Origin of the sequence: Micromonospora pisi (assembly GCF_003633685.1) — a bacterium.
In the GTDB taxonomy this organism is placed as follows: Bacteria; Actinomycetota; Actinomycetes; order Mycobacteriales; family Micromonosporaceae; genus Micromonospora_G; species Micromonospora_G pisi.
Genome location: NZ_RBKT01000001.1, coordinates 5,851,571 through 5,863,908 on the forward strand (window position 1 = coordinate 5,851,571; position 12,338 = coordinate 5,863,908).

The following is a 12,338-nucleotide window of genomic DNA, read 5'->3' on the forward strand; positions in this document are numbered from 1 at the left end:
CGGCCATTCGGCCGCGCAGACCCGGCACCGTCAGGTCGGCCGCATCGGCAGGTGCGCTCTCATCCGGGTACGCCGATCAGCCGTCACGCCGGCCGGTTCGGGTTTCGGCGGCGCCGTCCGGAGACACCGACCGCGAAGAGTTCCAGCGGGGCGATCGACGGGGTGCCGTACCCCCGTCCCCGATTGGTCGAGCGCTTTCGCGGCAGGGGCATCGGCGGCAGTTCGGTGGTCATCTCGCGCGGCGCGTTTCCCGACGTGGATTCGTCGGAAGATTCGGCGTGGTCGGGGTCCTCGACATGCATCACGCATTCTCCGTTCTCTCGATTGTGGAAGGGGCCGCCCCGGGGAAGTCGGGTGGGGAGCCCGGGGGCGGCCCCGCAGTCCCGCCCGTCCTTTCCATTTGCCGATGGATTCGAGCGGTTCCACTAGTGACATCTTGGTGCCGCACTCACTACCGTCGGAGGCGCAACACATCGACCCCAATCGCGTAGCGGGGTGTGATCCACACGTCGGCTACTTGTCTGGAGGATGTCCGTGCAAAGATCACCAATGCTCGAGCACTTTGGCGAAGAGTTGCGCATGGCCCGTGCCGCTGCCGAAATGTCGCAACAGGATCTCGCCGAGTCGATCAACTATTCGACCGCACTCGTCGGCAAGATCGAGAATGGCGACCGCCGTCCGAGCGGCGACTTCGCCCGCCGCTGCGACAACGTCTTCGGCACGGGCGGCCTCTTCGAACGCATCCAGCGCCTGATCAGCCGGGACACGATGGTCGCCTGGTTCCGCGAGTTCGCTGCTATCGAAGCGGAGGCCGCCGCCCTGCGCTGGTTCGAGCCGCTCTACGTGCCCGGCCTGCTCCAGACCGAGGCGTACATGCGTGCCGTGCTCGCCTCCTCGGGCCTGATCCCAGAGGAGGAGATCGCGCAGCAGGTCTTTGCACGCCTGGAGCGGCAGGAGATCCTGACCCGGGAGAAGCCACCCGTGCTCACCGTCGTCATCGACGAGTTCGTGTTGCGCCGGATGGTCGGCGGACCCACCGTGATGCGCGAGCAACTGCAACACCTGGCGAAGATCGGGGCGTCCCTTCCCCGGGTCCGAATCCATGTCGTCCCGACGTCCGTCGGTGCGTACGCTGGCCTGGATGGCCCCTTCGTGATTGTCACCCCGCCGGTCGGAGAGGATGTCGTCTATGCGGAGTGCCAACTTCCTGGACAGACCTCCGACCGCGCCGAGGATGTGAAGCACGCTGTGCAGGTGTGGGAGTCCATCCGGGGCGAGGCCCTGCCCCATCAGCAGTCCGTTGAGTTGATATCGGAAGTGGCGGAGACATGGACCTGACCGGCGCCGAGTGGCGGAAGAGCAGCCGTAGCAACAGCCAGGGTGGAGCGTGCGTCGAGGTGGCGGGCAACCTGCCGGGGCGGGTGTTCGTGCGGGACACGAAGGATCGTGACGGTGGCACCCTGGCCTTCGGCCCGGACGCCTGGCAGGCGTTCGTGACCGACGTGGCCGCCCGCCGCCCCTAGCTCTCGTAAGGAAGGGCCCCTTGTTATCGCATTCGGTAGAGGAAGGGGCCCTTCCTAACCTGGGTCGGGCGGGGACGGGTCAGCGGGACGCCAGCGCCTGCTCGGCGTACGTCCAGAGCCGGTCGGCGGTGGCCGGGTCCAGGGCGTGCGCGGCCACCCCACCGGGGGCCTCCTTGTCGGTGACCACCTCCGCCTCCTGGTTGTCGTCGAAGTAGCGGCCGGTGACGGTCTCCACCAGCGGCGACGCGGCCAGCAGGACCGTGGTCGCCGCACCCTGGGCGGGCGTCTTGTAGTACGGCAGGTCGATCCGTTTCCCCGCCTCGTCCAACACCCCGAACCCGCGCAGCGCCTCGTCGTCCATGTGACGTTGCAGCTCGGTGTTGATGTACCCGGGGTTGAGCGCGTTGGCGGTGACCCCGTCCGCCGCCCAACGCTGGGCGATGCCGACCGCGAGCAGGACCTCGGCGGTCTTCGACTGGCCGTACGCGACCCAGCGGTCGTACGGCCGCCGTTCGAACTGCGGGTCGTCGAAGTCGACCTCCTCGCGCAGGTGCGCTCCGGAGCTGACCAGCACCACCCGGGACGATCCGGCGGCGCGGAGGTTGTCGTGCAGGCCACGGGCGAGCGCGAAGTGGCCGAGGTAGTTGGTGGCGAGTTGTAGTTCCCAACCCACCGAGGTGAGCTGCCGGGTGGGGATCGCCATGATCCCGGCGTTGCCGACGAGCGCGTGCAGCGGACCGTCCCAGGTCGCGACGAAGGAGTCGACCGATGCCAGGTCGGCCAGGTCGAGCGCTGCCGCGCGTACGCTGCCCGGACCGGGACCGGCGAACTCCTCGACCAGGGCGGCGGCCCGGCCCGGGGCGCGGGTGGCGACGGTGACCTCCGCGCCGGCACCGGCCAGGGCCCGGGTGGTTTCGGTGCCGATGCCGGAGGCGCCCCCGGTGACGATCATGCGACGCCCGACGAGGTCGACGCCGTCGAGGATCTCGGTGGCGGTGGTGCGGGCGGTGAACGGGGTCGTCAAACGCGAGGTGGTTGCCATGACCTCGACGGTATGAGCGCAAACCTCGGACTGCCTATAGTCTAGGGTCCGTCACTCTTTAGTGAACGTCCAGATCGAGGTGCTCGTGGATCCGTTGGAGGATGTGCTGGCGCTGCTCGGCGCCACCAGCCAGATCTCCGCCTCCATGACCGCCGGTGGGCGCTGGGCGGTCCGGTTCGATCCGCCGACCGGCGTCAAGTTCAACGCCGTACGGCGTGGTCGCTGCCTGCTCTGGGTCGACGGCGTGGCCGACCCGATCAGCCTGGAGCAGGGAGACTGCTTCCTGCTCACCCTTCCGCGCGCGTTCACCCTGGCCAGTGACCCCGAGACCCGGCCGGAGCCGGCGCCGCCGCTCTTTGTCGCAGCAGTCGACGGCGTGGCCCGGGTCGGCGACGGCGACGACGTGTTCCTCATCGGCGGCGCGTTCACCTTCGGCGATCGGGCCAGCACCCTGCTGCTGGCCAGCCTGCCGCCGGTCATCCACGTCCCCGCCGCGTCGCCCGAGGCCGCGACCGTGCACTGGGCCGTCGGCGAGATCGACGCCGAACTGCGGCAGGCGCCCATGGGCGGCACCTTGGCCGCGGAGCACCTTGCCCTCGTCATGCTGATCCGGGTCCTGCGCCTGCACCTCGCCCGGGGTGCCACCTCGGGCTGGCTGGCCGGCCTGGCGGACCCGGTCGTCGCCCCGGCGCTGCGGGCGATGCACGACCGCCCGGCCCACCCGTGGACCGTGGCGGAACTGGCCCGGGTCGCCACGGTCTCCCGGTCCACCCTCGCGGCGCGCTTCAAGGGGATCGTCGGCCAAGGCCCGCTGGAATATCTCACCGCATGGCGGATCGAACTCGCCGCCGAAGGCATCCGGCGGGGCGGGGAGACCGTGGCGGTGATCGCCCGCAGCGTGGGATACGGGTCGGAGAGCGCCTTCAGCGTGGCGTTCAAGCGCACCACCGGCCTCTCGCCACGGGCCTACCGCAGGCAGACAGCCGGGGTCGGCTGAGCCGACGGAGCGGGCACGCACACACCCGTGGTGGGCACTAGGCTCGCCGGGATGTTTGGTAGAGATCTTGGCGACCATGTCGATGCCCTCGTCGCTGCCGTGGAAACCCGCGACGACCAGCGGTTCTTCGAGGCGCTGCAAGGAATCACCCGCACCACACCCCAGACCCGCCCCGACAAGGTGCAGGCGGCTCTGGGCAAGCTGGTGCCGGTCCTCGCGCAGATTCCGTACGGAATGGGCGCCGACCTCGCCCAGGTCGCCGGCAGCATGGCGGAGTACGGCACCGACCCGACGATCGTGCTGCCCACCCTCGTCAACCGGGCGGCCGAGGCGATGGAGCAGGCGGAGCGCTTCGAAGAGCTGTACCGGACGGCGTTCGGAGACGTGCCGGATGCCGAGGACGCGGAGCAGATCCAACCGACGCTCGAACGGTTCGTCGGCGGTGCCGCCGACCTCGGCCTGACCGAGTGGGACGCTTCGATGCTGGCGCAGGCGTGGTTCTGCGGCGGTCAGTGGGTGCAGCCCGTGCTGTACCTGTCGCAGCGCAAGGACGTACGCGCCATCCTGCCCGAGCGGGCCCGGCTCACCGCCGCCATCGACACGATGCGCGAGAGCATCGGTACGGCGCACTGGCTGCACGGATTGCTGCTGGTCCTGGACGACGAACCGCTGATCGTGCTGGACCGGGCGACCGGGCGTGGCTTCCGGGTGGAGATCAGCGGCATCGGTGACAACTTCCAACTCCACACCCTGCTCGCCGCCGCGCTGATCGGCGACGAGTCACAGGGCATGCTGCCGGGGCGGCGACCGAGCGCCGAGGAGATCGCCGCCGCCTCGGACGGCGAGGAACTGGCCCCCTCGGGCGGCATCCGGGGCAACTTCAACCTCGTCAGCGCCGGTGGCGAGTGGATCTGGAACGAGGGCAGGCCCGCCGACATCCCGAAGCTGGACGGGGTACGGGTGGTCGTCCTCGACCCGTCGCCCTACGAACGGACCTGGAACGCCGGTCGGGCGTACCCGCTGATGCGCCCGACCCTGACCGTGCAGGGCCCGCTCCCGGCCGACCAGGCCGCGCACTGGCTCGCCCTGGTCAAACCCGCCGCCACCACCCACCACCCCTAGCCCTCCTGAGCTGTCGAAGGCGTACGGCGTCTGACCACTCCGGGCAGGCGCCGTACGCCCCGAACGACCCGATCAGGGCTGGTAGCGCCAGAGGCGGACGATGCTGGGGCTGACGTGGCAGGCGATGACGTTCCCCGCGAGCTGGCATTCGCGGGCCTGGGCCGGCACCCGGCCGAGCAGTCGCACCTCGGTCGCGCCCGGTTCGATCAGCCCGAACCAGGTCGGCCCCTTCGCGTCGGTCCAGCGCATCAGCAGCACCGGCCCGGTCGACGCCGCGTACGTCAGCGACTCCCAGCCCGAAAGGTCGGCCAACGTCCGACCGGTCGCCGGATCGACGGTACGAAGCAGCTTCGCGCGTAACATGTCCATCTCGAACCACTGGCCACCGCTGCGCAGAGTGGTCGTCATGGAGGTGGGCCATGGACCGGTCTCCGTGGAGGTCTCCGCGCCGGTGGCCGGATCCAGTTGCCACGAACCGGAATCGTTGCCCACACAGGGACGCTCACCACAGACGTCGATCACCACATTTTGACGGTCGAGCTTCCGGGCCCACCGTTGCCTGAGGGTGTCGAGGGCGTACCCGGTCACGTCGGTCGCACCCCGCTGCACCAACAGCAGATCTCCGACAACCCGGACCGTCGGCAACCACGGCCCGGCCGCCGGCAGGCTCCGCCGGACCACGCCGGTCCTGGCCTCCCGCAGTTCGATCCGACCCTCGGGTGTCGTGACCAGCAGCATCGACTCGGCGTCCGGTCCGGCGCCGGACGGCAGCGGGGTCGAGACGACCGTGCCCAGTGGCGCCGAACTCCACAGCGGCGCCCCGGACCCCAGATCGACCAGCCGGATCACCTGCCCCACCGGCGGATCAACGTAGGTCCTTCCGCTGGCGGCGTGGTAGTAGACGTTCGATGCCGGGCGGGACGGGTCCACCAGCCGGGCGTCGGGGGCGAAGACATCCTCCGCCGTCATGCCCGTTCGGCCGTCGGACAGCACCTCCACCTGACCCGGGAGCGTCCAGCGGATCGCGCCGGTGGCGGCGTCGATCGCGGTCGTGTTCGGCACGTTGTCCCGGAAGACCCGGATCAGCAGCAGGTCGCCGACCCGTTCGAGCAGCCCACCGGCGTTGGCGCCCTGGTCGTACGGAACCGTCCAGAGCAACCGCCCCCGGCCCGGCTCGTACGCGGAGACGTACTGTCCGATCCCGTGCGCGCCGGTGAGTCCGACGAACAACCGCTCCGGGGTGAGGACAAAACTGCGGTCGGGCGCCACGGTCAGGGTGGCGACCTCGACCAGCGGCGGCGGTACGGGTGCCGCCGAACCACCCGCTACGAGCAGCAGCGCCACCCCGGCCGCCAGCGCGGCCCCACGCAGGCGCCGTCGCGACCACGACCAGCCGGTGCCGGCATCGTCATCGGTGATCGACTCGCCCCGGTCCGACCCGAGGTCGATCAGCACCGCGTTTTCGGTTTCCATCCGCACTCCGCTGGCTCCGGGCATACGTCCTACCGCCGCAGCCCCGCGCGGTAACGCCAAACGTGCAGGCCGTCGCTGTAGGTGTTGCAGGCGATTACGGTTGTGGACAGTTCGCAGTCGGTGACGCCGACCGGAACCTGCCCAAGGGGGACCGGGGCCGCCGCGTCCGGGCCGAGCAGACCGAACCAGGTCGGCCCGGAAGAGACCTTCCCGGTGCTGAGCAGGAAAGCTCCGTTTCGACCCGACGAGACGGTCCGCCAGTCCGCCAGGTCGATCCGGGACTCGCCGGTGAGCGGGTCCACCGTCCGCAGCGGGCGCCCATTGCCCCAGTCGTTCGGGACGGTCTCCAGTAGCTGCCCGGGAGCAGCGACGAGTCGATGCTGCCTGAGGATCTGCCACGTACGTGCACCGGTAGCCGGGTCGACGACCCACTGCTCGGTCGGGGGCGTGTCGCAGATCAGCCCGGTGGTGGTGCAGAACCCGAAGGAGCCGTTCTGCGACACTGGCGCCGCCCACAGCCGTCGATAGTCGACCGTGGAGTAGGCCGTCACCTCGTCCTCCGTGTGCTGGACCAGCAGCAGGTCCCGGTCCAGTTGGAGCCAGGTCTCGGGATGGGCGGCCGGAAAACGGTGCCGTACCGCACCCGTACGCGGGTCCCACAGTTCCACCGCGCCGGTGGTCACCACGGCCAACAGGTCCGCCCCCTGGTCGGCGCCGCCCGGCCCCCGGTCGCCGAAACGGCTACCGGCGTCGGTCTGGACGTTCGCGACCAGACCCGACCGCCAGCGGACCATGCCGCTGCTCAGCGTGATGCTGGCAACGAGCATTCCCGACGGTGGCTGGCTGAACCGCTGCCCCCACGGCGCTACGTAGATGTATTCCCCCTCGGGCACCGAGTCCTCGGTCATGGCGGCGTCGGCGGGATAGACCTCGTCGACGGCGAGCACGGTGTCGTCGTCGGTGACGGTGTAAACCTGGTGTGGCAGGGACCAGCGTTCCGCGCCGGTGAGCGCGTCGATCGCGACCGTACGCATGCCGGCCGTCCCGTCGGGCCGGGGCCCGGTGAGCAGCACCAGTCCGGCCTGGTGTCGCATCGACGGGATGTTTTCGAGGCCTCCCGGGATGCCGTACGTCCACACCGACCGTCCCCGCTCCAACTCGTATGCCTCGATCCGCCAGCTCGCGCTGGTCGAGTCGTAGGTGGCGGTGAGGAGCCGGTCTTCGGTGAGGAGCAGGCCCTGGTGGTTGAAGAGGGGGAACGGGCTGCTCGGCCGGTAGGGCAGGGCGGCGACCATCACCAGTGCCGGTGCGGGCGGCAGTCCGGAACCCCCGGTGCTGAGCAGAAGCACCGCCGCCAGCGCGAGCGCCACCGGGCGGAGTCGACGCCACGTCAACGTCGGGCGGGGTTCGACCTCGGGGACGTCTCGGGCCACCCCGAGATCGATCATCACTGGGCTGTCGGTCGTCATCGCTGGTCCACCGGCCCGATCATCTGTCGTCCGCAGGTGTGCCGCCACGGTAGCGCCAGATTCTTACCTCGTTGGGGGCGGTGACGCAGGCGATGACGGCGGCGTTCAGTTGGCAGTCGTCGATGCCGACCGGCACCAGTCCGAGCCGGACCGGGGCTGCCGCGCCGGGGCTGAGCAGGCCGAGCCAGGTCGGCCCGACAAAGAGGTCCGAGGTGGCGAGCAGCAGCGACGGGGCACCCCAGGTGGGCGAGACGGCGCGCCAGCGCAGGAGCGGGATCAGGGGCTCCCCGGTGCGCCGGTCGATCGTCCGCAGCGGTCGGTAGGAGGCGCCGGCGCCCGGGGCGAGTTCGATCAGGTGCCCGCCGACCGCCGCCAGCCCGTGTCCCGACATGACCCGCCAGGTACGTGAGCCGGTCGCCGCGTCGACGATCGCGGTACCGGTCGGGGCATCCGCGCAGATCAGTTCGGAGGGGCCGCAGAACCAGGGAAACCCCTGCTGTTCGTCCGTCGGGATGGTCCACCGGGGCTGGTAGTCCTCGGTGGAGTACGCGGTCATCTCCGCCACCTTGTGTTGGACCAGCAGCAGGCGACCGCCCAGTTGCACGCCATAGTCGGAAGGAAAGGAAACAGCGGGGAAACGGTGCCGGACGGCCCCCGTCGTCTGGTCCCACAGCTCCACAGCGCCGTCGCCGGTCACCACGGCCAGGACGGGCTCCCGGGCGGCGCCCGGCGCCGAAGGTCCGCCGGGGAGGCTGTTCAGGTCGGGTCGGACGGCCCTGAGCAGTTCCGAGCGCCAGAGCACCTTCCCGGTGTCGAGCTCGACGCCGGTGGCCAGCTCGCCCAACGGTGGGCGGCTGAAGTTCTGCCCCCACGACGAGGTGTAGACCGACTCCGGGTTCTGTGGTTGCGCACTGAGCGCGGCGTCGGCGGGGAAGACCTCGTCGACGCCGAGCCCGTACCTGTCGCCGTGGAGCGCCAGCACCCGGTGCGGCAGCGACCAGCGTTCCCGTCCGGTGGTCGCGTCCAGCGCGACGGTACGCATTCCCGGCGTGCCGTCGGTCCGTGCCCCGGTGAGCAGGAGCAGACCGGCCCGATACTGCACGTCGGGCTGGGTTTCGCGGGTTATCGGGAACCGGTACGTCCAGTCCGGCCGCCCACCCTCCCATTCGTACGCGGAGAGCAGCCAGGTGGCGCCGTCAGCTTCGAGGGTGCTGGTGACCAGCCGATCGTCGGTGAGCTGGATCCGCTGGAACAGGTTGTAGCTCGTCGCGACGGTGACGGTTCGCTGCACGACCGCGATCTGCACCAGGTCGGGGGCGGGCGGTGGACCGGATCCGCCGGCGGTGAGCAGCAGCGCCACCGCCAGCGTGAGCGCCACCGGGCGGAGCCGGCGCCAGGTCAACGGTTGGCTCGGCTCGTCATCGGGGGTGTCCCGGGCCACCCCGAGTTCGATCACCGTTCCAGCGCTGCCGCTGAATGCGGGCACGCCATCGGTCTGTCCAGTGCCGACCATCGCCCGTCCCCGTCCGTCGCAGTCACCGAATGGTAGATGCGCAGACCGGTCCGGCGGGTTCCCTGACCCGCGCGCGGATCGGATCAGGGAATCAGGTGTCGGGGCCGCCGAGGGCGCGCTCGATCGAGGCGAGCAGCCGGTCGCGCAGTGGCGCCGCCTGCTCCGCGAAGCCGCGTTGGGCGGCGGCGTACTCGGCCCGTCCGGCGGGGGTCTCCACCGCCACCGGGGGGTAACCGAGGTCGGCGAGGTCGTACGGGCTGGCCCGCATGTCGAGCGTACGGATCTCCCGGGCCAGGGCGAAGGCGTCGGCGACCAGCTCGCTCGGCACCAGTGGGGAGAGCTTGTAGGACCACTTGTAGAGATCCATGTTGCCGTGCAGACAGCCGGGCTGTTCGAGGTCGTGCTGGCTCTCCCGGGTCGGCTGGAGCAGGTTGAGCGGCCGGGCCGGGGCGGTGAAGAACCGGTACGCGTCGAAGTGGCTGCACCGTACCCCGTTGCGTTCCACCGTCTGCGCGGTCTGTTCCGGGCTCAGCCGCAACGGCCAGGCGTTGTGCCGTACCTCCTGCTGGGTCTGGCGGTAGACCATCGCCCACTCGTGCATTCCGAAGCAGCCGAACTGCGCCGGCCGCCCCGCCGTGCGGCGCAGCAACGTACGGATCCAGTCGATCGAGTCGCCCCGGCGGGCGCGTACGGCCTCGGTGTCGAGGGTGACCCCGGCGGACGTGGCGAGGTAGTCCCGCCCGAACTCCTCCGGGTCCGCGTCGGCCAGCACCACCCCCGCGCCCGGGTGCCAGCGGCGTAGCTGGGCCGGACGGTGCGAGTAGTAGGTGAAGAGGAAGTCCTCGACCGGGTGCCGGACGCCGTCGCGGCGCCGCCGCAGGTGCGGCGCCAGCCAGGCGTCCGCCCGGCGTTCGTGGGCCGCGCGCCGGGCCTGCCACGTCGTCGCGTCGAGCACGACGGTACGGGCGTCGGTGCTGGCGGTCATCAGCCCAGCCTACGCAGCGGCGAAATCCCGCACGTAACGCCGCTGCCAGGGCGTCTCGACGGCGTGCCGGTCGTAGTGCCGCCGGACGAACTCCACCGCCGTGCCGGCCGGAACCCCGTCGATCACGGCGAGGCAGGCGAGCGCGGTGCCGGTCCGGCCCCGGCCACCGCCGCAGGCGACCTCGACCCGTGCGGTGGCGGCCCGCTCCCAGATCTCGGTGAACACCCGTTGCGCCTCCGTCCGGTCACTCGGCAGCCGGAAGTCGGGCCAGCGCAGCCAGCGGCTCTCCCACGGCGTCGGCGGCGGCGGCTTGCCGAGCAGATAGAGCCCGTACGCCGGCTCCGGTCCGGGTGGTAGCGGCCGGCGCAGGCCCCGCCCCCGGACCAGACGACCGGAGGGCAGCCGCAGCACACCGGCCTCGGTCGGTTCCCACAACTCGGTCACCCGGTCAGCGTAGGCAGCGGGGCGGCCCGGGTGTGGGTCAGGTCACCGGGATGCTGACCCCGGCGGAGAAGACCGAGCCGCGTAACTCGACCCGGGTCGGCGCCTCCGGCCCGTTCATGGTGAAGACGATCGGAACGAGCATCCGTTCGCTCGGTGGCACCGGCTCGGCGAAGATGTCCCGCCCACCGTTGAGTGCCCGGGTGGCGGGCTCGTCGGTGGTGACCCAGTTGCCGGTCGGCCCGTACGCCCGCTGTGAGGCGCCGTACCAGCGTTGGGGTTGCTTGCTGACGTTGCGGGCGGCAAGGGTGGCCAGGCAGCGTTGCCCGGCCGGGCGGGGACCGGCGGGTTGCTGCACCGCGGCTCCGCAGTTCACCCGGTAGAGGGTGAACTCGAAGGTGGCGTCCCGCATCGTGGCCCCGATCGCTCCGCTGCTGGTTCGGCCGACCCAGGCGCCGCTGGTCGGCTGCTTGCCGGTGTCGATCGCGCTGACCCGGGCCGTGGCGGTCAGTGCCGCCGCCGCGGCGACCAGTGCGACGACCACCGTGGCGAGCCCCACCACCACCCAGACCGGCGGTCCGCTGCGCCGCTTGACCCGGCCCGGCACGGCTGCCCGGGGCGGTGCGGTCGGTGTCCCGGTGGCGAGGTACGTGTTCGGCACCCCGTCCGGCAAACCGGGGACGGTCGCGGAGAGCACCCGTTCCCGGTCACCTCCGGGCGGAGCGGGCGCCCAGACCGAGGACGGGTCCTGCGGTGCGGGCGGGGTCGAGCCCGGTGGGGGTGCGGCCGGGGTGCCCACGCCGGCCCGGGTCTGGTCGACCGGGGCCCGGCCGGTCGCTGGTCGGGCCGCGGGCGGCATCGCCCCGCTCGGCGTACGTCTCGGGGACGGCCACGCCTCGGCGCCGTCACCGCCGGGTCGGATCCGGGCCACACCCCGGGCCAGTCCCCGGGCGAGTGCCGGCGGCGGGAGGTCCAGCACCGGTGGCCGGTCGAGGAAGGGCGGCCCGCCGACGCTGGTCGCGGCATCCGGTGTGCGGCTACCGGGTCGGCTGGCAACGGGCCCGCCGTCGGGCGCCGGCCCGCCTCCCGGCCCGCCCTCCCGGTCGACCCGCTTGCGGACCCGGCGACGCCACCACCAGAGTCCGGCCACCAGGAGCAGCACCAGCACCGCCAGGGCGCCGAAGAGGTACGCCGGTCGCTGCCAGATCGCCGGGTCCGCCTCCTCGATCTTCGCCCCGGCGGCCTGCCAGGTCGCGCTCGCGCAGTCGAACGGGATGTCACCGGTGCCGGCGAAGGCGCAGGCCGGGGCGCTGACCGGGACACCGCTCGCGGTCGCGGGGAGGGCGGTGTTGAGCGTCATCATGCCGCCCGGCGGGAGCTGGAGCCGCCAGGAGATCTCGGTGCCGCCGGTCTGCCCGGTGGGTTGGCTGGTCTGGCCGCCGTCGCTGACCGAGGTCGGTGACATGCCCCGGGGCAGCTCCTGGCGGACCGTGGTGTCGATGGTGCTGGTGGTGCCGTTGTGCACCAGGATCTGGTAGATCGGTGCGCTGCTCCCGCCGCTCGCCATCACCACCGTCACCGCGGACGGTGCGGCTCGTGCGCTCCCGCCGGGCAGGGCGGTGGAGAGCAGACAGCCGGCGATGACCGTGCCTGCCAGGCGTTGTCGGGTCGATGCAGAAATCACAACGAGACCTCCCTTTTCTGAAGCTAAGCCGCCTGTCGGTCAATCGTGTTGGAAGGTGCAAACCGCATCCGACTCCGCAAAGGCTGGAG

12 protein-coding genes are annotated in these 12,338 nt (G+C 71.3%); 4 read left to right on the top strand and 8 right to left on the bottom strand.

Annotated elements, in window-relative coordinates:
• Positions 1–83: 83 nt before the first annotated feature.
• On the bottom strand, positions 84–305 hold the full coding sequence (locus BDK92_RS25015) for a hypothetical protein (RefSeq protein WP_147457112.1): 222 nt from the start codon (positions 303–305) through the stop codon (positions 84–86).
• Positions 306–549: 244 nt separating this feature from the next.
• Between BDK92_RS25015 and BDK92_RS25020 the strand changes: the two genes are divergently transcribed.
• Both BDK92_RS25020 and BDK92_RS25025 read left to right on the top strand, forming a co-directional pair.
• Complete coding sequence (locus tag BDK92_RS25020; RefSeq protein ID WP_121158902.1) at positions 550–1,338, top strand: helix-turn-helix domain-containing protein; 789 nt, start codon at positions 550–552, stop codon at positions 1,336–1,338.
• Positions 1,329–1,523, top strand: coding sequence for a DUF397 domain-containing protein (locus BDK92_RS25025; protein ID WP_121158903.1), 195 nt, complete (start codon positions 1,329–1,331; stop codon positions 1,521–1,523). Before BDK92_RS25020 ends, BDK92_RS25025 begins: the two co-directional genes overlap by 10 nt.
• A 79-nt stretch (positions 1,524–1,602) precedes the next feature.
• Here the strand turns inward: BDK92_RS25025 and BDK92_RS25030 are convergent, their stop codons facing one another.
• A complete protein-coding gene (locus tag BDK92_RS25030; protein WP_121158904.1) occupies positions 1,603–2,565 on the bottom strand; it encodes an SDR family NAD(P)-dependent oxidoreductase in 963 nt (320 codons plus the stop codon).
• 85 nt (positions 2,566–2,650) lie between these two features.
• On the opposite strand from BDK92_RS25030, the gene BDK92_RS25035 reads away from it, so the two are divergent.
• Both BDK92_RS25035 and BDK92_RS25040 read left to right on the top strand, forming a co-directional pair.
• Entirely contained in the window at positions 2,651–3,562 is a 912-nt protein-coding gene (locus BDK92_RS25035) for an AraC family transcriptional regulator (RefSeq protein WP_121162555.1), read from the top strand.
• 51 nt (positions 3,563–3,613) lie between these two features.
• A complete protein-coding gene (locus BDK92_RS25040; protein ID WP_147457113.1) occupies positions 3,614–4,684 on the top strand; it encodes a hypothetical protein in 1,071 nt (356 codons plus the stop codon).
• Between the two features lie 72 nt (positions 4,685–4,756).
• Here BDK92_RS25040 and BDK92_RS25045 read toward each other — a convergent pair whose 3' ends face one another.
• The 6 genes from BDK92_RS25045 to BDK92_RS25070 form a co-directional block, all read right to left on the bottom strand.
• Positions 4,757–6,157, bottom strand: coding sequence for an outer membrane protein assembly factor BamB family protein (locus tag BDK92_RS25045; protein ID WP_170208675.1), 1,401 nt, complete (start codon positions 6,155–6,157; stop codon positions 4,757–4,759).
• 29 nt (positions 6,158–6,186) lie between these two features.
• On the bottom strand, positions 6,187–7,626 hold the full coding sequence (locus BDK92_RS25050; RefSeq protein ID WP_121158907.1) for an outer membrane protein assembly factor BamB family protein: 1,440 nt from the start codon (positions 7,624–7,626) through the stop codon (positions 6,187–6,189).
• Between the two features lie 19 nt (positions 7,627–7,645).
• On the bottom strand, positions 7,646–9,139 hold the full coding sequence (locus tag BDK92_RS25055) for an outer membrane protein assembly factor BamB family protein (RefSeq protein WP_121158908.1): 1,494 nt from the start codon (positions 9,137–9,139) through the stop codon (positions 7,646–7,648).
• A gap of 91 nt (positions 9,140–9,230) precedes the next feature.
• Positions 9,231–10,124 carry a 3-methyladenine DNA glycosylase gene (locus tag BDK92_RS25060; protein ID WP_121158909.1) on the bottom strand — a complete coding sequence of 298 codons (894 nt, stop codon included), beginning with the start codon at positions 10,122–10,124 and terminating at the stop codon, positions 9,231–9,233.
• Between the two features lie 9 nt (positions 10,125–10,133).
• Positions 10,134–10,568, bottom strand: coding sequence for a protein-tyrosine phosphatase family protein (locus BDK92_RS25065; RefSeq protein WP_121158910.1), 435 nt, complete (start codon positions 10,566–10,568; stop codon positions 10,134–10,136).
• Between the two features lie 37 nt (positions 10,569–10,605).
• Positions 10,606–12,249, bottom strand: a complete 1,644-nt coding sequence (locus BDK92_RS25070; protein WP_121158911.1) for a hypothetical protein — start codon at positions 12,247–12,249, stop codon at positions 10,606–10,608.
• Positions 12,250–12,338 lie beyond the last annotated feature (89 nt).

Coding starts and splice junctions, on each gene's coding strand:
- BDK92_RS25045 (WP_170208675.1), bottom strand. CDS start 6,157: ATGGAAACCGAAAACGCGGTGCTGATCGACCTCGGGTCGGACCGGGGC.
- BDK92_RS25050 (WP_121158907.1), bottom strand. CDS start 7,626: ATGACGACCGACAGCCCAGTGATGATCGATCTCGGGGTGGCCCGAGAC.
- BDK92_RS25060 (WP_121158909.1), bottom strand. CDS start 10,124: ATGACCGCCAGCACCGACGCCCGTACCGTCGTGCTCGACGCGACGACG.
- BDK92_RS25040 (WP_147457113.1), top strand. CDS start 3,614: ATGTTTGGTAGAGATCTTGGCGACCATGTCGATGCCCTCGTCGCTGCC.
- BDK92_RS25025 (WP_121158903.1), top strand. CDS start 1,329: ATGGACCTGACCGGCGCCGAGTGGCGGAAGAGCAGCCGTAGCAACAGC.
- BDK92_RS25055 (WP_121158908.1), bottom strand. CDS start 9,139: ATGGTCGGCACTGGACAGACCGATGGCGTGCCCGCATTCAGCGGCAGC.
- BDK92_RS25030 (WP_121158904.1), bottom strand. CDS start 2,565: ATGGCAACCACCTCGCGTTTGACGACCCCGTTCACCGCCCGCACCACC.
- BDK92_RS25020 (WP_121158902.1), top strand. CDS start 550: ATGCTCGAGCACTTTGGCGAAGAGTTGCGCATGGCCCGTGCCGCTGCC.